Annotated in this window: 19 protein-coding genes; 6 read left to right on the forward strand and 13 right to left on the reverse strand. The window is 62.1% G+C overall.

The features are described 5' to 3' along the window. Positions 1 to 3: 3 nt before the first annotated feature. From mdcH to pilG, 13 genes are all read right to left on the reverse strand, one after another. A complete protein-coding gene (gene mdcH, locus K5R88_RS18900; RefSeq protein ID WP_226298186.1) occupies positions 4 to 915 on the reverse strand; it encodes a malonate decarboxylase subunit epsilon in 912 nt (303 codons plus the stop codon). Then, positions 912 to 1532: a malonate decarboxylase holo-ACP synthase gene (locus K5R88_RS18905; protein ID WP_226298187.1), complete on the reverse strand. Its 621-nt coding sequence runs from the start codon at positions 1530 to 1532 to the stop codon at positions 912 to 914. Before K5R88_RS18905 ends, mdcH begins: the two co-directional genes overlap by 4 nt. Continuing rightward, positions 1526 to 2329 carry a biotin-independent malonate decarboxylase subunit gamma gene (gene mdcE / locus K5R88_RS18910; protein ID WP_226298188.1) on the reverse strand — a complete coding sequence of 268 codons (804 nt, stop codon included), beginning with the start codon at positions 2327 to 2329 and terminating at the stop codon, positions 1526 to 1528. The genes K5R88_RS18905 and mdcE overlap by 7 nt, the downstream gene beginning before the upstream one ends. Beyond that, positions 2326 to 3177 carry a biotin-independent malonate decarboxylase subunit beta gene (locus K5R88_RS18915; RefSeq protein ID WP_226298189.1) on the reverse strand — a complete coding sequence of 284 codons (852 nt, stop codon included), beginning with the start codon at positions 3175 to 3177 and terminating at the stop codon, positions 2326 to 2328. Before K5R88_RS18915 ends, mdcE begins: the two co-directional genes overlap by 4 nt. After that, on the reverse strand, positions 3170 to 3469 hold the full coding sequence (locus K5R88_RS18920) for a malonate decarboxylase subunit delta (protein ID WP_008026217.1): 300 nt from the start codon (positions 3467 to 3469) through the stop codon (positions 3170 to 3172). The genes K5R88_RS18915 and K5R88_RS18920 overlap by 8 nt, the downstream gene beginning before the upstream one ends. Beyond that, positions 3469 to 4344, reverse strand: coding sequence for a triphosphoribosyl-dephospho-CoA synthase (locus tag K5R88_RS18925; protein ID WP_223452585.1), 876 nt, complete (start codon positions 4342 to 4344; stop codon positions 3469 to 3471). The genes K5R88_RS18920 and K5R88_RS18925 overlap by 1 nt, the downstream gene beginning before the upstream one ends. Then, positions 4344 to 6014, reverse strand: a complete 1671-nt coding sequence (gene mdcA / locus K5R88_RS18930) for a malonate decarboxylase subunit alpha (RefSeq protein WP_008026213.1) — start codon at positions 6012 to 6014, stop codon at positions 4344 to 4346. Before mdcA ends, K5R88_RS18925 begins: the two co-directional genes overlap by 1 nt. A 201-nt stretch (positions 6015 to 6215) precedes the next feature. After that, a complete protein-coding gene (locus K5R88_RS18935; RefSeq protein ID WP_008045056.1) occupies positions 6216 to 6671 on the reverse strand; it encodes a chemotaxis protein CheW in 456 nt (151 codons plus the stop codon). After that, complete coding sequence (locus K5R88_RS18940) at positions 6664 to 12675, reverse strand: Hpt domain-containing protein (RefSeq protein WP_226298190.1); 6012 nt, start codon at positions 12673 to 12675, stop codon at positions 6664 to 6666. The genes K5R88_RS18935 and K5R88_RS18940 overlap by 8 nt, the downstream gene beginning before the upstream one ends. A 37-nt stretch (positions 12676 to 12712) precedes the next feature. Then, positions 12713 to 14770 (reverse strand): methyl-accepting chemotaxis protein, encoded by a 2058-nt coding sequence (locus K5R88_RS18945; RefSeq protein WP_008026203.1) that lies wholly within the window; start codon positions 14768 to 14770, stop codon positions 12713 to 12715. A 145-nt stretch (positions 14771 to 14915) separates the two neighbouring features. Then, a complete protein-coding gene (locus K5R88_RS18950) occupies positions 14916 to 15449 on the reverse strand; it encodes a chemotaxis protein CheW (RefSeq protein WP_008026202.1) in 534 nt (177 codons plus the stop codon). A gap of 10 nt (positions 15450 to 15459) precedes the next feature. Then, positions 15460 to 15825 carry a twitching motility response regulator PilH gene (pilH, locus tag K5R88_RS18955; RefSeq protein ID WP_007897961.1) on the reverse strand — a complete coding sequence of 122 codons (366 nt, stop codon included), beginning with the start codon at positions 15823 to 15825 and terminating at the stop codon, positions 15460 to 15462. A gap of 57 nt (positions 15826 to 15882) precedes the next feature. Beyond that, positions 15883 to 16287 (reverse strand): twitching motility response regulator PilG, encoded by a 405-nt coding sequence (gene pilG / locus K5R88_RS18960; RefSeq protein WP_008026200.1) that lies wholly within the window; start codon positions 16285 to 16287, stop codon positions 15883 to 15885. Here pilG and K5R88_RS18965 point away from each other — a divergent pair. The 6 genes from K5R88_RS18965 to pyrR all read left to right on the forward strand — a co-directional run bounded on the left by K5R88_RS18965 (position 16276) and on the right by pyrR (position 20378). Further along, complete coding sequence (locus K5R88_RS18965; protein WP_157214348.1) at positions 16276 to 16446, forward strand: hypothetical protein; 171 nt, start codon at positions 16276 to 16278, stop codon at positions 16444 to 16446. The two genes, pilG and K5R88_RS18965, sit on opposite strands and share 12 nt — an antisense overlap. Positions 16447 to 16648: 202 nt before the next feature. Beyond that, entirely contained in the window at positions 16649 to 17602 is a 954-nt protein-coding gene (gene gshB, locus K5R88_RS18970) for a glutathione synthase (protein ID WP_008026199.1), read from the forward strand. A 77-nt stretch (positions 17603 to 17679) separates the two neighbouring features. Further along, complete coding sequence (locus tag K5R88_RS18975) at positions 17680 to 18579, forward strand: energy transducer TonB (RefSeq protein ID WP_008026197.1); 900 nt, start codon at positions 17680 to 17682, stop codon at positions 18577 to 18579. A gap of 203 nt (positions 18580 to 18782) precedes the next feature. Next, positions 18783 to 19355 (forward strand): YqgE/AlgH family protein, encoded by a 573-nt coding sequence (locus K5R88_RS18980; protein ID WP_032832312.1) that lies wholly within the window; start codon positions 18783 to 18785, stop codon positions 19353 to 19355. Further along, on the forward strand, positions 19355 to 19792 hold the full coding sequence (gene ruvX, locus K5R88_RS18985) for a Holliday junction resolvase RuvX (protein WP_007945492.1): 438 nt from the start codon (positions 19355 to 19357) through the stop codon (positions 19790 to 19792). The genes K5R88_RS18980 and ruvX overlap by 1 nt, the downstream gene beginning before the upstream one ends. Positions 19793 to 19874: 82 nt before the next feature. After that, positions 19875 to 20378, forward strand: coding sequence for a bifunctional pyr operon transcriptional regulator/uracil phosphoribosyltransferase PyrR (pyrR, locus tag K5R88_RS18990; protein WP_008026190.1), 504 nt, complete (start codon positions 19875 to 19877; stop codon positions 20376 to 20378). Positions 20379 to 20396: the final 18 nt, after the last annotated feature.

Here is a 20396-nt window from a genome sequence, read left to right on the forward strand (position 1 = left end):
GGTCTAAAGTTGGTGGCTTCCCTCCTCACGCAACAGCGCCTGCAAGGTGTCGAGCCGCGCCCCGTCGAAGGCAATCACGGTGCCCTGCTCGAACACCCGGCGCGCCAGCCCGGTCAGCACCGCACCGGGCGGCAGTTCGATCTGTAGCCGTACGCCGCGCTCGTAGGCGCTTTGTACCGTGCCGCGCCAATCGACGATGCGGCACATGTTGTAAGCCAGGTCTTCGCGCAGGGCTTCGATGTTGATGATTGGCCGCGCGCGACTGCCACTCAGGTAGCCCAGCGTCGGCGCTTTCAATTTCACATTGGTGAAAGCTTCGGCCAGGATTTTCGCCGACGCATCCAGCAACGGACAGTGCGACGGCACGCTGACGGCAAGTCGCTTGGCCAGGCCTGCGCCGCGCCCTTTCGCCAACTCGGCGACGGCCTTCATCGCGCCGTCTCTGCCGGCAATTACCACCTGGTTATCGGCGTTGATGTTGGCCAGGTAAACCGGCGTATCGACGCTGTGAACCTGCGCCAGCAAGCCTTCCACTGTGGATAAATCGAGACCGATGATCGCGGTCATGCCGTAGCCGTGTGGATAAGCCTGCTGCATCAATTCACCGCGCAAGCTGACCAGATGCAGCGCATCGCTGAAGCTCAAGGCACCCGAAACCACGGCTGCCGGATAAGCACCAATGGACAAGCCCGCCACGTAATCCGGCGTCATCGATAACTGACGCGAAGCCGCGACACCGGCAATCAACAGGCACAGCTGAACCGCCCGCGTCGACTTCAATGCTTCAGCGCAATCCAGCAACAAAGCATCTTCGCCAAGCACTTCGCTCGCCTCGATCACCGTCTCGCGAGGCAAACGATGGAGCATGCCCGGCTGCTGCGCGCCCTGGCCGGGGAACACCAGCAAACTGCTCACGCTGCTTGCTCCTGCGGGTTCCACGGATCGATCACAAGGCAGGCTTCACTCGCGTTTTTCAGCAACACCCGACGCGCAGGACCGGCCCATTCACGCAGAGCGACGGCGCCAAACGGCGTCTGCAATTGCATGTCCACCTGGCACTTGGCGCGGTCCAGAATCGTCAGCAGTTCCTGCGCCTTTAACCGTTCCAGAACCTGCGGCGTACGCAGGATCAAATCCAGATCGCTGCTCTCATGCAAAGCAACAACGCCACTGGCCAATTCAAACCCGGCACTGCCGCTGATGCCCCACACCCAACCGCAACCATCGAGCAACGGCCGCAATTGGTTGAGGGCCTGCACGGCGGGCAAATCCCGATCGATCGAGACATGACACAGCGCTTCCGGTGTGACCCGACGCTGAACCGCATCGACCGCCATCACCGTCGCATAGCGCTGCTCACGCAACCGTCCACGAACCCCGACCGCGATGAAACCCGGCGTACTCAACGCACGCCGAACCACCACCGGCTGACCCGCGCTGATCGACTCGATCACCCACGCAGGCGCCTGCGCAGGCAACTGCTCCGGGGTCATCCCCCACAGCAGGTCGTGAGCCAGAAACGTGCTCACCACTGCGCTCTCAGCAGTTGGCGAACCGTGCTCGACGCGGCGCGGTTGCTCGCGCCCAAACGGCTGCTCAAATCGCGACCGCTTGCGGCAACATCGCCAATCGCCAGATTCAGGCATTCCGTCACTCGCGCCAGATCCGCTGATGTTGGCTGCTCAATCTGGTCCACCGACAAGGTTTCCCACAGCAAACCGAGACTGGCGTAGCTGTCGATGTCATACGCCATCGGCGGCACGCTGGCGGCCAGTGCTTCCAACTCTTCGACACTGCGCAAGGTCACCCGCGCCGCTGACGCCTTGCCCATCGCATGCACCATCACGCCCGGATCACGCAGGGCGATCAGCCGATTGGCCTGGTAGCCATGAGCCAAAAACGCTCCGGACATCGCCTTGCCCACCAGCAAACCAATCACAGCGTGGCCAGCCAACCGGGCGCGGGCATAACTGTCCGCCGCGCCCGCCAAGGCCTGATGAATGCCCAGCGCTTCTTCGCGCCGACCGTAAGCCTGACTTGGCACATCGATGATCGCGATCACGGCGCGCTTATGCGATTTATCAGCGTCAGCCACGATGATTTCATCCACCGCCTTGGCCAAGCCCCACCCTTCCAGTAAACCCAATTCACCGTTGCGAGCGCGGACGAAACGGTTGTCGGGATCTGCCACCACTGCGATAAACCGGACCGGTTGTTCGCCCACCACACCATCAGCGGCTTTCAGTGATGCAGGCAAACCCTCCACCGGTTTCGCGCCTGCACTCAAGGCGTTGAACCAGTTCAAACCTCGCAGGGAATACGAACTCATGAGCGCTCTCCTTGATACAGATCCCGAACCGTCGCCGCATCGATTTGCGGTTCGGCGTCCAGGCGGGCCAGCCGTTGCAGGAACAGATCGGCCTGACGACTGCGTTGTTGTTCCGGCAAGCCTTGTTGCAGCAAGTCACTGACCTGCTGCCGGACCTGCGCCACATCGTCAGCGACAAAGCGATCCACCAGACCTGTGGCAAAGCGTTGCTCGCCCCCGGTCAGGCTCCAGATGAACGGACGGTCGCGGGAGTCGTATTCTTCAAGCCCGGCTTCCTGTTCGATCACCTGTGGGCCGTTCAGGCCAAGCCGTGCTTCCTGAGTCACCAGCAAATAGCTGCACAACCCGGCGGCAATCGACATCCCGCCAAAGCAGCCGACGCTGCCCGCCACCACGCCGATCACCGGTTGGTACTGGCGCAGATCGACAATCGCCGCATGAATGTCGGCAATCGCCGCCAACCCGAGGTTGGCTTCCTGCAAGCGCACGCCGCCGGTTTCCAGCAGCAACACGGCGCGGGTTGGAATGCCGTTGCGGTTGTCTTCAGCTGCGAGTTCCAGCGCACCGGCAATCTTCGCCCCGCCGACTTCACCGAGGCTGCCGCCCTGGAAAGCGCCTTCGATGGCGGCGATCACCACCGGCAAACCGCCGAGGCTGCCCTTGGCAATCACCACGCCGTCATCGGCTTGCGGCACCACGCCCTGGCGCGACAGCCACGGCGACATGACGCGTTGGAACGGGTCGAGCAATTCGCGGAAGGTGCCGGCATCGAGCAAGGCTTTCGCCCGGTGTCGGGCGCCGAGTTCGATGAAGCTGTGCTTGTGGAGGAGCGCTGCACTGTCAGTCATGGCCGATCTCCTCAAAGCCTTGTTCCAGACGCAAGCGCACCACACCGGGGGTCGCGCCGAAATCGTGGATATCGATGGCCATTGCCGGTGGTGTCTGGCCGTCGAACATCCGTGCGAACAGATGCTGCCAGCGTTGTTCGGCGCCATTGACCGAGGTCTGCACCTTGATGGTCAGCTTGCCGGCCTGACCCGGTTCGATCAGCACTTCCAGATCGCCCGAACCGACACAACCCACCAGCGTGCGACCGCGTGGCGGCTGCCCGGCGGGGAATTCAAAGGATAAGGTTTCCATCAAAACGCTCCCTGGTTGATGCCGTCAGCCGACGCAATGCGGTCGATGAACAGGCAGGCTGCGAGCAAATCCGCAGCGCCGCCGGGCGAGGCATTCAACGCAATTAATTGTTCGTCCAGTTCATGCAAGCGACGGCGACCGGCAAGGCTGGCACTGCCACCCGCGTCGAGCACCGCCTGGGCACCGAGTTGCATGGTGTGCAGGCCTTGTTCGCCGGCGCGGTAGAGCACGCAGGTGTCACTCAGTTGAGTCATGATCGCCAGCAGCGCATCGAGCCGGGCGTTCTGTTCGCCGTGGCCGGCGGCGCGGCTGCGCTTGAGTTGCGGCAGTGCGCGTTGCAGCACCGAAGGGAAACCGAGTTGGGCTTCTTCACGGGCACCACGCGCGCCGTAGCGTTGGGCGACTTGCGCGCCGTGGCTCAGAGGACGCGGGGCGAAACGGTCGTCGAGTATCGCCAGTCGGGCGGCGCGCAACGTCACCGTGCTTGCGTGGGTATTCGAGCAGTCCAGCGCGGCGGCAGTGACCAGCAGGCCCAACGCCCAGATCGCGCCCCGATGTGTATTCACACCGTTAGTGGTGGCGAGCATGGCTTGCTCGCCTTCCCGGCCAATCCGTCCAATCGCTTCGCGCAGCGGTACACCGACTTCGCCAAACGCGATGGCCGATTCCGCCATTTCCTTGAATGCCGGCCACAGCGACAACGCCGAAGCGTGCATCAGCCCGAGGTGCAAATCGGTGTGCGCGCCGTTGCCGCGACGATCCACCAGCGCCGGTTTCGGTGACAGGTCCGCTTCGTCGATCAGCGCGTCCACTGCCAGGTCCGCCAGCCGTTCGGCCAGCGACAGAGGTTTGGGTTGCAGGTTGAATGCGTGCATTACCAGCTCCTGAACTTGGCGGGCGGGTTGTAGAGGCCACCGGACCACTCGACCAGATCGGCCACGCTTTTGGCGGCGAGCAATTCGCGGGTGGCGTCGGTGCGACGGATGCCGAGGTCTTCAGGCAAGGCGATCAAGCCTTCGCGGCGCATCCGGGCGGTGTCTTTCGGGTTGTGACGCAGGCCGATGGCAGTCACGCCAGCGACGGCGGCGATCATCGCCTGACGCTCTTCCAGCGAACGCGCCTTGTACAAATAGGCGATGCCTTCTTCGGTCAGCAGGTGGGTGACGTCGTCGCCGTAGATCATGATCGGCGCCAGCGGCATGCCGCTTTTCTTCGCCACTTCAATCGCGTCGAGGGTTTCGACGAAGGTCGGTTTGCCGCCCTCCTGGAACGTCTCGACCATTTGCACCACGAGTTTTTTGCCGCGTTCGAGCAAGGGTTCCGGCGCATCGCCGTGGCGCATGTCGAGCCAGGCCGGCGTGCCGTGACGCCGCCCACGCGGGTCATGCCCCATGTTCGGTGCCCCGCCGAAACCGGCCAGGCGCCCGCGAGTCACGGTGGAAGAATGGCCGTCGCCATCGACTTGCAGGGTCGCGCCGATGAACAGGTCCACCGCGTATTGCCCCGCCAGTTGGCTGAACATCCGGTTGGAGCGCAGCGAGCCGTCGCGCCCGGTGAAGAACACGTCCGGCCGCGCAGCAATGTAGTTTTCCATGCCCAGTTCGGTGCCGAAGCAATGCACGCTTTCGACCCACCCGCTTTCAATCGCCGGGATCAAGGTCGGGTGCGGATTGAGCGTCCAGTTGCGGCAGATCTTGCCTTTGAGGCCGAGGGATTCGCCGTAGGTCGGCAGGATCAATTCGATGGCGGCAGTGTTGAAACCGATGCCGTGGTTCAGCGACTGCACGTTATGTTTTTCGTAGATCCCGCGGATCGCCATCATCGCCATCAGCACGTGCACAGGCTTGATGTGCCGTGGGTCGCGGGTGAACAGCGGCTCGATATAGAACGGCTTGTCGGCCACCACCACGAAATCGACCCAGGACGCGGGGATGTCGACGCGAGGCAGGTCAGTGACGTCATCGACAAGCTGGTTCACCTGAACAATGACGATGCCGTCGCTGAAGGCCGCTGGTTCGATCAATGCGGGCGTGTCTTCGGTACTGGGGCCGGTGTAGATGTTGCCGGCGCGGTCGGCCATGAAACCGGCCGAGAGCACGACGTTGGGAATCAGGTCGACCACCAATCGTGCGTAGAGCTCGATGTAGGTGTGGATCGCACCGATTTCCAGCAGGCCGTCTTCCAGCAATTGGCTGATGCGCAGGCTCTGGGTGCCGGCGAAAGAGAAATCGAGCTTGCGGGCGATGCCGCGTTCGAACAGGTCCAGATGCTCGGAGCGCCCGACGCTGGGCATGATCATGTGCAGGTCGTGGAGCCTGGCAGGATCGGCCTTGGCCAGGGAGCGCGAAAGGAAATCCGCCTGCTTCTGGTTGTTGCCCTCCAGTACCACGCGGTCGCCGGGCAGGATTAACGCCTCCAGCGCTGCCACGATGTTGTCGGTGGGCAGCACCACACCGTCAGCCAGGCCCTTGACCAACGCCAGACGCCGCTGCTTTTCGCTGCGCCGCCGCGTCCATCGCGAGTCGGGGGATATTGTTGTTGTCATGACCACTCCACGGGTTCGCTGTCGTGGGAGTCACCTTAGGAGGGTTGGGTGGGGGGCATCAATCAAGCAGAGAGACGGATCGTTACGGTCAGGGTAATGGTTGGCAGGACAGACGCCTTCGCGGGCAAGCCTCGCTCCTACAGGGGTTTTGTGTGCGCCCCGATCCATTGTAGGAGCGAGGCTTGCCCGCGAAGGGGCCAGTCAGGTCAACCCGGCACTCACAAGCAACTCCTCCAGCGCCAGCAAGTCAGGCACCTTGGCCACCTGATCGCCCACCTGCACCGCCGCTTGTTCCAGCGCACACAACGGCACATCCACATAGCTGAGCTGGCTGTCGAGCTTGTAGGAGCGAGGAATCCCCTGCACCAGCAACGCGATGAATTTCAGCTCCGGTCGCCCGCCGAGGGCGTTGAGAATCACAATCCGCGCCCGCTCGCCAATGACGATTTTATCGCCGCACGCCGACTCAAAACTGAGCAACGGAATCTGCCGCTCCCGCCAGCTCACCCGCCCCAGGTACCACGGCGGCGTATCGAGATCGAAAGCCCCCGGCTGATAGTCGATCAACTCCGCCACCGCGACGTTGGGCAAAATCAGATTGCGGTCAGCCAGGGGCAACAGCAGCCCGGTGAGGTTGCTGGTGCGATGCTCAAGCATGGGTTTTGCTCCACAGGGCGATGCTTTCGAGCAGCACCGATTCCTGGTACGGCTTGCCGAGGTAGTCGTTGACGCCGATGGCCATGGCGCGGTCGCGGTGTTTCTGGCCGGTGCGTGAGGTGATCATGATGATCGGCAGGTGTTGCAGTCGCTCGTCGGCGCGCACCTGGGTAGCGACTTCGAAACCGTCCATGCGCGGCATTTCGATGTCCAGCAGGATCAGGTCCGGCATGTGGTCTTCGAGCAGCAGCATGGCATCGACGCCGTCCTTGGCCGTCAGCACGTTCATGCCGTGGCGTTCGAGTAAACGACTGGTGACCTTGCGCACGGTGACCGAGTCGTCGACCACCATGACCAGCAAGGGCTTGTGCGGCTCGGGTTCAGGGTCTTGAAGCAGCCGTCGTTGCGGCACCTGCGCCTGCATCGCACGGATCGGCGCCAGCAGATCGAGAATCAGCACCACGCGGCCATCGCCCAGAATCGTCGCCCCGGACAAACCCTGCACGGCCGCAAATTGCGGGCCGAGGCTTTTCACCACAATCTCGCGGGTGCCGGCCATGGCATCGACCTGCACCGCGATGTGGCGCTCGTTGCATTGCACCAGCAATACCGGCAACGGCAGGCTCTGGCCCAGCAGTTTCGGACGTGTGCTGGTTTTCAGCAGTTCAACGAGGTAGCACAGTTCATAGTGCTGCCCGGCGTATTTGTAAGTCGGCGGATCGAGCCGGTAATGCCCTTCGAGTTCGTTGGGCAATACACGCACGATGCCGTCGATGGTGTTCAGCGGGATCGCATATTGATCCTCAGCGCACTGCACCATCAGCGCCCGGTTGACCGACACGGTGAACGGCAGGCGAATGCGGAAATGCACGCCCTGCCCCGCCACAGAGTCGATGCTCATCGTGCCGCCGAGTTGCCGGACTTCTTCATGAACCACGTCCATGCCCACGCCGCGCCCGGAAATCTGGGTGATTTTCTCGGCCGTGGAGAACCCCGGTTGCAGGATGAACTGCAGCACGTCGCGGTCGCTGATGTCGCTGTCAGCGGCGAGCAACCCGCGCTTGATTGCCTTGCGCCGCACCGCGTCCAGCGGCACGCCGGCGCCGTCGTCGCGGATGTCGAAAATGATGTCGCCGCCCTCGCGGGACAGGTCGAGGGTGATCCGCCCTTGCGCCGGTTTCCCGGCCGCGATGCGCACATCTGCGGATTCGAGACCATGGTCCACCGCGTTGCGCAGCATGTGTTCCAGCGGCGCGGCCATGCGTTCGAGGACGTTGCGGTCCATCTCGCCTTCGGCGTTGCCGACCACGAATTCCACCTCCTTGCCCAGCTCGCTGGAGACCTGGCGGACGATGCGCTTCAAGCGCGGCAACATCCGCTCGAACGGCACCATGCGCGAGCGCATCAGGCCTTCCTGCAATTCGGTGTTGATGCGGCCTTGCTGTTGCAGCAGGTTCTCCGCGTCCTGATTGCGTCGGTCGAGGGTTTCCTTGAGGTCGAGCAAGTCAGAGGCGGATTCGAACAGCGCCCGCGACAGCTGCTGCAACTGCGAGTGACGGTCCATTTCCAGCGGGTCGAATTCTTCGTAGCCCGAGCGTTCGGCGTCGACTTGCTGGCGGCTGAGAATCCTGCCCTGGGTTTCGGTATCGAGCCGGCGCAATTGATCGCGCATGCGCTCGATGGTGGTTTCCATTTCGTTCAGCGCCACGCGCGCATCGTTGACCTGCTGTTCGATGCGGCCACGGAAGATCGAAGTTTCCCCGGCCAGGTTAACCAGGTCGTCGAGCAGTTCCGCCGAGACCTTGACCATGTCGGCACCGGTATCGGCTTGTGGCGCAAGCGGCTCGACCTTGGGTGCAACCGGTGCGGCAATGGATGTTTCCAGCACTTCCGGATGGCTGAAATTCCTGATCGCGTCGATCAGCCGATCCGCTGGTGGCAACGGTTGACCGGCGCGGGTCGCGTCGAGCATCTGCGCCAGTCGGTCATGGCTGCTTTGCAGCAGGCCGAACAGCGCGGCGGTCGGTTTCAACACACCGGCGGACAAGCCTTCGTAGAGAAATTCCAGCTCATGGGCGAGGTCGCCGATCGGGCCGATTTCCACCATCCGCGCACCGCCCTTGAGGGTGTGCAGATCGCGCAGCAGGGTTTCCATTTCCTGACGATTGGCAGGTTCGGCCTGCCAGCGAACCAGCGCAGCGCCGGAGTTTTCGATGATGTCGAAACCTTCCTCAAGGAAGATTTCCAGCAACTCCGGATCATGCCCCGGCGAGTCCTCGGCCCGCACAGGCTCGGCGACTTCTGGCGCACTGGCGTTGCCTTGGCGGAACTGGCGAATGGCTTCGATCAGCTCACCCGGATCACCCAGTGGCTTGTGGTGCTGCAATTGCTCAAGCAGTTGCGCCAGTCGGTCATGGCTCTGCTGCAACAGCTGCGCAAGGGTTTCGCTGTGGCTGTAACGGCGATCGACAAGCCCTTCGTAAAGGCTTTCCAGCTCATGGGCGAGGCCTGCGACCGGCTCGACTTCGGCCATCCGCGCACCGCCCTTGAGCGTGTGCAGATCCCTCTGCAACGACAACAACGGCGCGGCGTTGTCCGGGTCTTTCAGCCAGCGCTGCAAGGCCTGACCGGCGCTTTCGAGGATGTCCACCGCTTCTTCGAGGAAGATCGAAACGATCTCGTCGTCCAGATCGACAGCGCGCTCCTCTGTAGGAGCCGGCTTGCTGGCGATGGTCGTTAACGATGACGCGTTTTCATCGGATAAACGCGGAGTCTGTGAATCCATCGCCAGCAAGCCGGCTCCTACAGGGGGTAGCGCGCGCTCAAGTTCGGCGGTTGCAGCGCCTAGTTCGCGAATGCTCAGGGTGCGGCTGCCGTCGCTGCGAATCAGGCCCATGGCCGATGGGTCGAGGCTCTCATCGAGCAAGCCGCGCAAGGCCCGGATGCGCTCCGGTTGCGGGCTGACTTCCTGACCGGCCGCGAGTTCGTCGAGCATGTTGATCAGCGCTTCGTGGGCACTTTGCGCCTCATGGAAAAACGCCTCGCTGACCGCCAGGCTGCTTTCTTCCACGGCGCCGTAGAGATCAAGCAAAGCTTCACAAAGCTCATCCACCGGATGCAGATCGGCCAGGTGCGCGCCTTCGCCGAGGGTGGTCAATTCATCCAACAGCGCGCTGAGTTCCTGACGTTCACCGGGGTGCTGCTGCCAACGCTGCAACAGGCTTTCGGCGTCCAGCAGGATGTCCATGCCCTGGGCCAGGAAATTGTTGATCAACTGCGGATCGCGCTTGGTTCTGAGCGCCATGCTCGGCGTGCTCAACAGGGCTTCCAGGCGTTCAGCCAGCAGCGCCTGGGTTCTTTCGATCAACGAACGGGCCCCGGGAATCTCGGCCAACGGATCGACCTTGAGCTGTCGCAGCCCGACGCGGAACACGCCTTCGGCTTCCAGCAGCAGTTCGACTTCGTCGAGGTCCAGCGCGATCAGGTGCGCCTTGTATTCACGGGCCAGTTTGTCCAGCGGCGTCGCCAGCTCGGCAATCGGCAACACGCCGGCCATCGACGCGCTGCCTTTGAGCGTGTGCAAGGCACGTTGCAGTTCGTCGCTGGCCTGCAACGGCACATGTTCGGCGGCCTGATCGAGGAAGCGGTTGAGGCTGGCCAGATGGGTTTCGGCTTCGTTGCGGAAGATCTCCAGCAACAACGGATCGAGGGCGGCGACATCCTGCACGTCCTCATCGGCCAACGACTTGTCACCCTTGGCGAGCGCGTGGGCACGGGCGGCCAATTGGTCGACGTCGTTGCGCTGACGCTGAGCATTGCCGGCAAATTCAGCCACCAGTTCCGGCAGCAGGTTCAGCACATCGCCGAGCAGTTGCTGCACCGCCGGCCCCGGTTCAACGCTGCGTTCCAGCACGCGATTGAGCAGGTTTTCCACGGCCCACGCCAGTTCACCCAACACCAGCGCGCGCACCATCCGGCCACTGCCTTTGAGGGTGTGAAAAGCTCGGCGCAGTTCGCCCAGGGTCGATTCGCTCTCGGGGTTGGCCGCCCAGCGCGGCAAGTATTCCCGGAGGATTTCCAGGACCTCGTCGGTTTCTTCGAGGAAGACTTCGCGCAGTTCATCGTCCACCGGTTCTTCACCCGGAGGCGGTGGCAACAGGCTGCCCGGCGTATTCAGGGCGGGCGGATTGACCGCCGACACCGGGTTGGCGAGGACATCGGCCAGGGTCTGGACGACGTCGGGATCGTCCAGCTCCTGCTGGTCCTGCATCACCTGCGCCTCACTCGGGCTGAGCACTTCATCCAGCACAGGGACATTGTGTTCGCTGGGGAAAAAGCCGAGCGCTGCCAGGCTCTTTTCCGCAACGTCGAGCAATTGTTCACCGGACGCTTCAGCGTCGTCGCTCAGGCGTTCAAGGTAATACTCGATGCTGGTGATGACGTCGGCCAGGCTGTCCAGCGCCTGCCAGCCAGGCTGGTCCGGGTCCAGCAGCAGATGCTCGCGGATAAAGTGATTGCAGGCGTCGATCAGGCTGGCCGCACGGCTCAGCGGGATCATCGCCAGCGCGCCGCGCACCTGGGTGAGCAAGGCCGGCAGCGGCTGCAAATGCTGGCGGTCCCAGTCGGCGTCGATGTAGTCGACGATCATGTCCTTGGCCTGCTGCAGGCAGATGCGTGCTTCCTTGATCACGATCTGGTGGATCTGCGTCAGGTCGGTGGTCGGCAGGCGGCTGTCTTCCTGGCTCTCCGGTTCGACCGTGCCGACCATCCCGGCGAGCGTCGCCTCGACGTAGAGCAAGGCGCCGGCGACATCCATCAGGATCGCGTCGTTGGGTTCGCGTTGCCCCTGAGCGAGGCTCAACACCACCGCGAGCTGATCGATGATGACCTTGCGCGGCTGGCCAAAACCGAGCACCGCCAGGGTGTCGGCGATTTGCCGCAAGGGGGCCAGCAAGCTATCGAGGTCCGAGGCATGCTGGCGGTCGCTGCGCACGAACAGGTCGAGGCGTTCTTTGACCCGCACCAGTTCTTCGCACAGCGCGGCCAGCACCGAGCGCATGGCATCGCGATCTGGGCCGGCCAGCCGCGCCCGTTCTTCGTCGACCATCGCGCTGTCAGGCAGCGCATCGTCCAGTCCATAGCGATCTTTCATGGTCAGCATCTGCCCGGTGGGGTGTTCGGCTTTGGCGATGTAAAACAGCAAACTCTTGAGCAACTCCGGCGGCGCCGGCTGATTGATCGCGCACATGCCCTGTTCAAGCAGGCGCTTGAGTTCTTTGTCGGCGTCCTTGAACAGGCTGCGCAGGGCCGGGCTGTTGGCGATCGAGCCGCCGCGCATGCCTTCGACCAGCGCCGAGGCAACGTGCCACAACGGGCTCAGCGGCGCATTCCCGCACAGCCCTTCTAGGCGTAAAAATACGGTGCTCAGGTAACCGAGATGGGTGTCGTCATCCTGTTCGCGCAGCAACCCGACCAGGGCCATCTGCAACATCTGGCGCAATTTGCGCAGCACGTTCGGCAGGTCCGCCGGCTCCAGCAGCGCCAGCGCCTCGTCATCCAGTGGCGGCAAGTCCGGTAATTGCGGGGTGAACAGGCTGGTTTCCGATAACAGGCTTTCGCCACGGGCACTGCGCAGGTCGTTGATCAACGGCAACACCACCAGCGGCAGGTCGCGGCGCGCGCCTTGTACGCGGTCGAGATAGATCGGCAGCTGACCGATCGCTTGCAACAACAAGTGGATCGCCTCGTCGCGATGAATGACGCGGTTCTGCTGCAAGGCGGAGGTCAGTTGTTCCATTTCTTCGGCGAGCAGGGCCGCGCCGTAGAACTCGACCATCTGCAAGCTGCCGTGGACCTGATGGATGCACGCCAGGCATTCACTGAGGGCGTGCGTCGCCTGAGGGTCATCAAGCAACGTTTCAATCGCCTGGTGAGCCACTTTCAGTGTTTCGGCAATCTCGCCTTTGACCCATTCGAGGGCCACATAGTCGTGCCGATCACCCATAACCACTCCGTTCATCGTTCGAACGCCCTCGGGCGCCTCACACTTTATCCACAGTCTGCGCCTTGGCGGCCGGCAAGGTGAAACCGGACACCGAACGTCGCAGCTGGCTGGCCATTTTCGCCAGGTTGCCGATGCTCTCGGCCGTAGCGGTGGAACCGGACGAGGTCTGCGTGGTGATCTGCTGGATCACGTTCATCGTCAGGGAAATCTGCCCGGCCGAAGACGTCTGCTGTTGTGCCGCGTTGGAAATACTCTGGATCAACGCCGCGAGGGTTTTCGACACGCCTTCGATTTCTTCCAGAGCCACACCGGCATCCTGCGCCAGACGCGCGCCACGCACCACTTCGGTGGTGGTCTGCTCCATGGAAATCACCGCTTCGTTGGTGTCGGCCTGGATCGCCCGCACCAGGGTTTCGATCTGCCGCGTCGCGGCGGACGAGCGCTCGGCCAACCGTTGCACCTCGTCGGCCACCACCGCAAAACCGCGCCCGGCATCACCGGCCATGGAGGCCTGGATCGCGGCGTTGAGTGCAAGGATGTTGGTCTGGTCGGCAATGTCATCGATCAGGCTGACAATGTCGCCGATCTCTTGCGAAGACTCGCCCAAGCGCTTGATGCGCTTGGCGGTGTCCTGGATCTGCTCGCGAATGTTGTCCATGCCGTGGATGGTGTTGTGCACCACCTCGTTGCCCTTGTTGGCGATTTCCACCGAGCGCTCGGCCACCGCCGAGGATTCGGCAGCGTTGGCCGACACCTGATCGATGGACTGCGCCATGTCGTTGATCGCGGTGGAGGCTTCGCTGATTTGTTGCGCCTGATGCTCCGAGGCCTGCGCCAGGTGCATGGCAGTGGCCTGGGTTTCCTGCACGGCGGCGGCGACCTGGCCAGCGGTGAGGTTGATCGTCGCCACCAGATCGCGCAGCTGGTCCACGGAATAGTTGATCGAATCGGCGATGGTCCCGGTGAAGTCTTCGGTCACCGAAGCGGTCACGGTCAGGTCGCCGTCGGCCAGGTCTTCGATCTCGTCGAGCAGGCGCATGATCGCGTTCTGGTTGCGCTCGTTCTTCTCGGCGGTTTCGCGCAACTGACGATTGGTTTCGCGCACCATCACCATCCCGATAAGGATGATCGACATCAGCGCCGCCAAACCCAGCACGTAGCCACCAATGGTGTCTGTATTGCGCCCGCTGGCGAGGTTTTCGAACCCGGAGGCCAGGTGCGAGGCTTCGTCGAGCAGGGTTTGCGACAGGCTGAATATGTTGGTCGCCGATTCGCGGACCTTGAACAGTTCCGGCGAGGTTTCGAGGATTTCATCCACCGAACCCGAGACAAATTCGAACAGCTCGGAAATCTCGATCAAGCGGGCACGGGCATCGTGGTCTTCGACCTGGCTGACTTTCAGTGCCGGATTGCCCTGGAGCATACCCGTGAGCACCAGGCCGAAACGCGCGGCGTCGCGGCCGAACGCGTCGGCGGCCTGTTGCGAATTTTCGTCGCCGGACAGCACAGTGTTTACCGCGCCGAGGATACGTTCGGCCAACAACGACTGACGCTGGGCCATCGCCACCTGAGCGGCGGGCGCGCCGCGTTGCAGGAGAATTTCGACGACTTTTTCGTACTCGACCTGCAACTGCGGCACGGTTTCAGCGAGGGTGGCGGCGACTTGATGCAGCGACAAAACCGTCTGTTCGCTGGAGAGGATCGCGTCGGTGTTTTTCAGCACGCGCTCCCAATCCAGTTGCACGGCGCGCATTTCCGGGCGCACGGCGGACGGTGCCGGCGGCAGCCCGGTGGAAGGGTCGCCTTTCTTCAGATAGCCCCAGCGTTGGGCAAAATCGTTGCGCGCATCGCTGAGCAACTTGAACGCCGCTGCCTTGCCGGCGGCGGCTTCAGTGGCGTTTTTGGCGATGCGCTGGGACAGCACGCGCAGCTCACCGGCGTGGCCGATGTACTGTTTATCGTACGAGGCCTGGGTGTTGAGGTAAGCGAAGTTGGCGAACAGCAGCATGATGAAGACAATCAGCGCGATGAACAGCGCGATGATCTGCGAGCGGCTGCGCGATCCTTCTGGCTTGCCAGTTTTAGCTTTTATCATCGGTCCTCGCCTGTACTACCCAATTCACCCAAGCCCCTGTAGGAGCGAGGCTTGCCCGCGAAGCAGGCGAAGCGGTCTTGCAGGAATACCGCGTTATCGTTCTTCGCGGGCAAGCCTCGCTCCTACAGGATCGGCGTTGCCGCGTTTACAGCGCTACATGCATGAAGCTTTGCGACCGCACCAGCGCAAACGGGCTGAACACCTGCCAATTCTGCTCACGCTGAAACCGGCCCTTGATGAACGGTGCAATCGGGCCACTCAAGTTATCCACCGGCTCCAGGCTGTCCTGGGCAAAGTGCTGAAGGCCGAACACCTCATCGACCATCAACCCGGCAAACACCTCGTTATGCTCCACCACCAGCACCCGCCGCTGCTTGCGCACCGCCGATAATTCGTGCCCGAAGAAGGCACTCAAATCCATCATCGGCAACAAGCGCCCACGCAGGTTGGCCACGCCCTTGACCCAAGGCTTGACCCCCGGCAACTGGGTGAAGCGCGGTTCATGCAGGACTTCGCTGACTTCACCCATCGGCGCGACGTACCACGCCTCGCCCAAACGAAAACCGATGCCGCTCCAACTGTCCTGTCGGGTTGGCTGCGACGGCAGATCCGCCGCCAGCAGACGACAGCGCTGGTCGATCTGCAGCAGCAGTTCGAAGGCGGTCAACGACTCGGTCATGGTCGGGTGATCAACCGGCCAGCACGTTGTTCAGGGTTTTGATCAGGGTGTCTTCGTCGACCGGTTTGGTCAGGTAATCCTTGGCGCCCTGGCGCGTGCCCCAGACCTTGTCGGTTTCCTGATCCTTGGTGGTGATGATGATCACCGGGATGTGCCCGGTTTCCGGGTCTTTGGTCAACTGACGGGTCGCCTGGAAACCGTTGAGGCCGGGCATGACGATGTCCATCAGGACGGCGTCGGGTTTTTCCTGACGGGCCAGGGCCACGCCGTCGGCGCCGTTTTCGGCTTTCAACACTTCATGACCGTGCTTTTCCAGCATGCCGGTCAGTTTGTACATTTCGGTCGGCGAATCATCGACGATCAGAATACGTGCCATGGTTTTCCCCATTCTTGTCGACGCCGGGCCCGCTGGCCGAGCGTCACTGTGCGTGTCCTACTGCGGCAAAACGGCGGCGAAGCCCGGTACATGGGCCTGGATCGCGTTAAGCAGTTCTTCCTTGCTGAAAGGCTTGGTCAAAAACTGGTCGGAGCCGACGATGCGCCCCTTGGCCTTGTCGAACAACCCGTCCTTGGACGACAGCATGATCACTGGCGTGGACTTGAACGCACTGTTGTTCTTGATTAAAGCGCAGGTCTGATAGCCATCCAGACGCGGCATCATGATGTCGACAAAGATGATGCCAGGATGATGATCGGCAATCTTCGCCAGCGCATCGAAACCATCGATGGCCGTAATGACTTCACAACCCACATTCTTCAACAGCGTTTCGGCGGTGCGACGAATCGTCTTCGAATCGTCGATCACCATGACCTTCAAGGCGCTGGAATGCTGGCCCATAAATGCTCTACCGTCGCCTTTGCGAATCAAATTGTCCGTTTTCCGGTTACCGGCGGCTTGAAACCCTTGATACTCAAGGGCCAGCACGACATGGCAGCCTTTTTAGCACAGTCTCCAAATGCAATCTATCGGGCGTCCTTTGAAGTGGTTTTTCCTTGACCGGGAACACACTCAGCGCCACTCTGACGCCACTTTTATACGGTCCTTTGGATTGATCTTTTGTGGGAGCGAGCCTGCTCGCGATGGTCGTCAACGATGACGCGTGCCAGCAGGATAAGCGCGGTGTCCTGAAGTCCATCGCGAGCAGGCTCGCTCCTACAGGGGACTTACATAGGCCTCCCCCACTTCAGAGGAAAAACCCATGAGCGTTCGCGTCGGGATTGTCATGGATCCCATTGCCAGCATCTCCTATAAAAAGGATAGCTCGCTGGCCATGCTGCTGGCCGCACAGAAGCGCGGCTGGGAACTGTTCTATATGGAACAGCGCGACTTGTATCAAGGCGAAGGTGAAGCCCGGGCGCGGATGCGGCCGCTGAAAGTTTTCGCCAACCCGGAAAAATGGTTCGAGCTGGAAGACGAGACCGACGCGCTGCTGAGCGATCTGGACGTGATCCTGATGCGCAAGGATCCGCCGTTCGACATGGAGTTCGTCTACTCCACTTACCTGCTCGAGCAAGCCGAGCGCGCGGGCGTGCTGGTGGTCAACAAGCCGCAGAGCCTGCGTGACTGCAATGAAAAACTGTTCGCCACCCTGTTCCCGCAGTGCACGCCGCCGACCGTGGTCAGCCGCCGCGCCGACGTGCTGCGTGAATTCGCCGCCAAACATGGCGATGTGATCCTCAAGCCGCTGGACGGCATGGGCGGAACCTCGATCTTCCGTCATCGCGCAGGTGACCCGAACCTGTCGGTGATCCTGGAAACCCTGACCGCGCTGGGCACCCAGCAGATCATGGGCCAGGCGTACCTGCCGGCGATCAAGGACGGCGACAAACGCATCCTGATGATCGACGGCGAGCCGGTGGATTATTGCCTGGCGCGGATTCCGGCGGCCGGCGAAACCCGCGGCAACCTCGCCGCCGGTGGTCGTGGCGAAGCCCGTCCGTTGAGCGACAAGGATCGCTGGATCGCTGCCCAGGTCGGCCCGACCCTGCGCGAGAAAGGCCTGCTGTTCGTGGGTCTCGACGTGATCGGCGAGCACCTGACGGAAATCAACGTCACCAGCCCGACCTGCATTCGCGAGATTGATAACGCGTTCGGCACCGACATCGGCGGCCTGTTGATGGATGCCATCGATCAGAAGCTCAAGGCCCGTTGATATAGAACACCCAAGATGAAACCAACATTGCGCTATCATGCGCGGCCTCTGAAAAACGCGATGTTGGTTTTCTTGTCATGACACTTCCGTCCGATCTGCCCGCTGAACTCGCCCATCGTGGCGTGCGCCCGGCTGATCGCCTCGGATTTACCCTGTTTCTCGCGGCGTTGATTCACCTGGCCTTGCTGTTGGGCGTCGGCTTTACGATGGTCGAACCCAAACAAATCAGCAAAACCCTGGAAATCACCCTCGCCACCTTCAAGAGCGAAAAGAAACCGGCGAAGGCCGACTTTCTCGCGCAGGAAAATCAGGAAGGCAGCGGCACCCTGGATAAAAAGGCGATTCCCAAGACCACCGAGGTCGCGCCGTTCCAGGACAACAAGGTGCAAAAAGTCACGCCACCACCAGCCGCCAAGCCTGAAGTCCAGGAAGCCGCGCCCAAGGCTGCCGTGACCACCGTCGCGCCGAAGCCGAAGAAAGCCGCGGCCAAGACCGAAGAGCCCAAACCTGCCACCAAACCCGCCATCGCCGCGCCGACGTTCGACAGTGAACAGCTGTCCAGCGACATCGCCAGCCTCGAAGCGGAACTGGCCAACGAACAGCAGCTGTACGCCAAGCGCCCGCGCATCCACCGCCTGAGCGCGGCCTCGACCATGCGCGACAAAGGCGCCTGGTATAAGGATGAGTGGCGCAAAAAGGTCGAGCGCATCGGCAACCTCAATTATCCGGATGAAGCGCGGCGCAAACAGATTTACGGCAATTTGCGGCTGATGGTCTCGATCAACCGCGACGGCTCGCTTTTTGAAGTATTGGTACTGGAGTCGTCCGGACAACCGCTGCTGGATCAGGCAGCGCAGCGAATTGTGCGGCTGGCTGCACCGTTTTCGCCGTTTACCGGGGATTTGTCGGACATCGACCGACTGGAAATCATCCGCACCTGGAAATTTGCGCGCGGGGATCGCCTCTCCAGCAACTGACCGAAGGATTGCGGTTGTTTTGACCGACGCCTTCGCGGGCAAGCCTCGCTCCTACAGGTTTGCGGAACATGCAAAACCTGTAGGAGCGAGGCTTGCCCGCGAAGAGGCCCTCAAGCAAACAGACATCAAAAAGACACCCACGCAGGCATTTCCTGTGCATCCCCAGCTTGTCAGTTCGCCCCTCCAACGCCACACTAGCGCTCATGAAGAACGTCAGCCCAAGCTACCTCAAGCATCACTTCCTGATCGCCATGCCTCACATGGCCGACCCGAACTTTGCCCACACCTTGACCTACATCGTCGAGCACACGGCCAATGGTGCCATGGGGCTGGTGGTCAACCGTCCGCAAGACCTGAATCTGGCCGATATCCTCGAGCAATTGCGCCCCAATATCGAGCCACCGCTGCTCTGCCAGCATGTGCCGATCTTCATCGGCGGCCCGGTGCAGACCGATCGAGGTTTTGTCCTGCACCCGTCGGGCAAGCAATTTCAGGCGACCGTTGATCTGGAAGGCGACCTGTCGTTGTCCACCTCCCAGGACGTATTGTTCGCGATCGCCGATGGCGTCGGTCCGGCAAAAAGCCTGATCGCCCTCGGTTACGCAGGCTGGGAAGCCGGGCAGCTTGAGGCCGAACTGGCGCAGAACGCCTGGCTGACCTGCCCGTTCGATGCCGACATCCTGTTCAACACCAGCAGCGAACTGCGCCTCGAAGCAGCGGCCAAGCACCTGGGCGTCAACCTCAGCCTGCTCACCAGCCAGGCAGGACACGCCTGATGGCCCTGCGGCTGATTCTGGGTTTCGACTACGGCACCAAACAGATCGGCGTGGCGGTCGGCCAGGTGATTACCGGCCAGGCCCGCGAGCTGTGCACCTTGAAGGCACAAAACGGCGTGCCCGACTGGAATCAGGTCGAAGCACTGATCAAAGAGTGGAAACCCGATGCCGTGGTGGTCGGCCTGCCGCTCAATATGGACGGCACGCCCAGCGACATGTGCCTGCGCGCCGAGAAGTTCGCCCGCCGCCTCAACGGCCGCTACAACCTGCCCTTCTATACCCACGATGAACGCCTGACCACGTTTGAAGCCAAGGGCGAACGACGTGATCGCGGCGGGCAAAAGGGCAGTTACCGCGACAACCCGGTCGACGCCATCGCCGCCGCCCTGCTGCTGCAAGGCTGGCTCGATGAAAACAGCGCACTGTTCGAATCCTGAAGAGCCGTAACAAGCGACTCTCTATAGCGACAACCCGAGCCACCGCCAGCAGCACCCGGCCCGGGCCCAAGAAGGAGCAACCATGAGCCTGCCCAATCCCGCCGAACTGATCAGCCAGATGGCGATCCGTCTCAAGGCACATCTGGAACACCGTGGCATCAGCGAACCGCGCTACATCGGTATTCGTACCGGCGGCGTCTGGGTTGCCCAGGCGTTGCTCGAAGAACTGGGCAGCGACGCGCCGCTCGGCACACTGGACGTGTCTTTCTACCGTGACGATTTCAGCCAGAACGGCCTGCACCCGCAGGTGCGCCCTTCGGCGCTGCCGTTCGAGATCGAAGGCCAGGACCTGGTGCTGATCGACGACGTACTCATGAGCGGCCGCACCATCCGCGCCGCGATGAACGAACTCTTCGACTACGGCCGCCCGGCCAGCGTGACGCTGGTGTGCCTGCTGGACCTGGACGCCGGCGAACTGCCGATCCGCCCGAACGTGGTCGGCGCGACTTTGTCGCTGGCAGCCCACGAGCGCGTGAAGCTGTCCGGCCCGGAACTCAAGCTCGAACTGCAAGACCTCGCCCTTTAATTCGCCCTATTGAGAGTC

It is taken from the genome of Pseudomonas sp. MM213 (assembly GCF_020423045.1).
Taxonomy (GTDB): Bacteria; Pseudomonadota; Gammaproteobacteria; order Pseudomonadales; family Pseudomonadaceae; genus Aquipseudomonas; species Aquipseudomonas migulae.

Bases quoted from the DNA above. Each gene is read 5' to 3' on its own strand.
- mdcE (WP_226298188.1), bottom strand. From the start codon at position 2,329: ATGAGTTCGTATTCCCTGCGAGGTTTGAACTGGTTCAACGCCTTGAGT.
- K5R88_RS18915 (WP_226298189.1), bottom strand. From the start codon at position 3,177: ATGACTGACAGTGCAGCGCTCCTCCACAAGCACAGCTTCATCGAACTC.
- K5R88_RS18920 (WP_008026217.1), bottom strand. From the start codon at position 3,469: ATGGAAACCTTATCCTTTGAATTCCCCGCCGGGCAGCCGCCACGCGGT.
- K5R88_RS18925 (WP_223452585.1), bottom strand. From the start codon at position 4,344: ATGCACGCATTCAACCTGCAACCCAAACCTCTGTCGCTGGCCGAACGG.
- mdcA (WP_008026213.1), bottom strand. From the start codon at position 6,014: ATGACAACAACAATATCCCCCGACTCGCGATGGACGCGGCGGCGCAGC.
- K5R88_RS18935 (WP_008045056.1), bottom strand. From the start codon at position 6,671: ATGCTTGAGCATCGCACCAGCAACCTCACCGGGCTGCTGTTGCCCCTG.
- K5R88_RS18940 (WP_226298190.1), bottom strand. From the start codon at position 12,675: ATGGGTGATCGGCACGACTATGTGGCCCTCGAATGGGTCAAAGGCGAG.
- K5R88_RS18945 (WP_008026203.1), bottom strand. From the start codon at position 14,770: ATGATAAAAGCTAAAACTGGCAAGCCAGAAGGATCGCGCAGCCGCTCG.
- K5R88_RS18950 (WP_008026202.1), bottom strand. From the start codon at position 15,449: ATGACCGAGTCGTTGACCGCCTTCGAACTGCTGCTGCAGATCGACCAG.
- pilH (WP_007897961.1), bottom strand. From the start codon at position 15,825: ATGGCACGTATTCTGATCGTCGATGATTCGCCGACCGAAATGTACAAA.
- K5R88_RS18965 (WP_157214348.1), top strand. From the start codon at position 16,276: ATGCTGGCCCATAAATGCTCTACCGTCGCCTTTGCGAATCAAATTGTC.
- pilG (WP_008026200.1), bottom strand. From the start codon at position 16,287: ATGGGCCAGCATTCCAGCGCCTTGAAGGTCATGGTGATCGACGATTCG.
- gshB (WP_008026199.1), top strand. From the start codon at position 16,649: ATGAGCGTTCGCGTCGGGATTGTCATGGATCCCATTGCCAGCATCTCC.
- K5R88_RS18975 (WP_008026197.1), top strand. From the start codon at position 17,680: ATGACACTTCCGTCCGATCTGCCCGCTGAACTCGCCCATCGTGGCGTG.
- K5R88_RS18980 (WP_032832312.1), top strand. From the start codon at position 18,783: ATGAAGAACGTCAGCCCAAGCTACCTCAAGCATCACTTCCTGATCGCC.
- ruvX (WP_007945492.1), top strand. From the start codon at position 19,355: ATGGCCCTGCGGCTGATTCTGGGTTTCGACTACGGCACCAAACAGATC.
- pyrR (WP_008026190.1), top strand. From the start codon at position 19,875: ATGAGCCTGCCCAATCCCGCCGAACTGATCAGCCAGATGGCGATCCGT.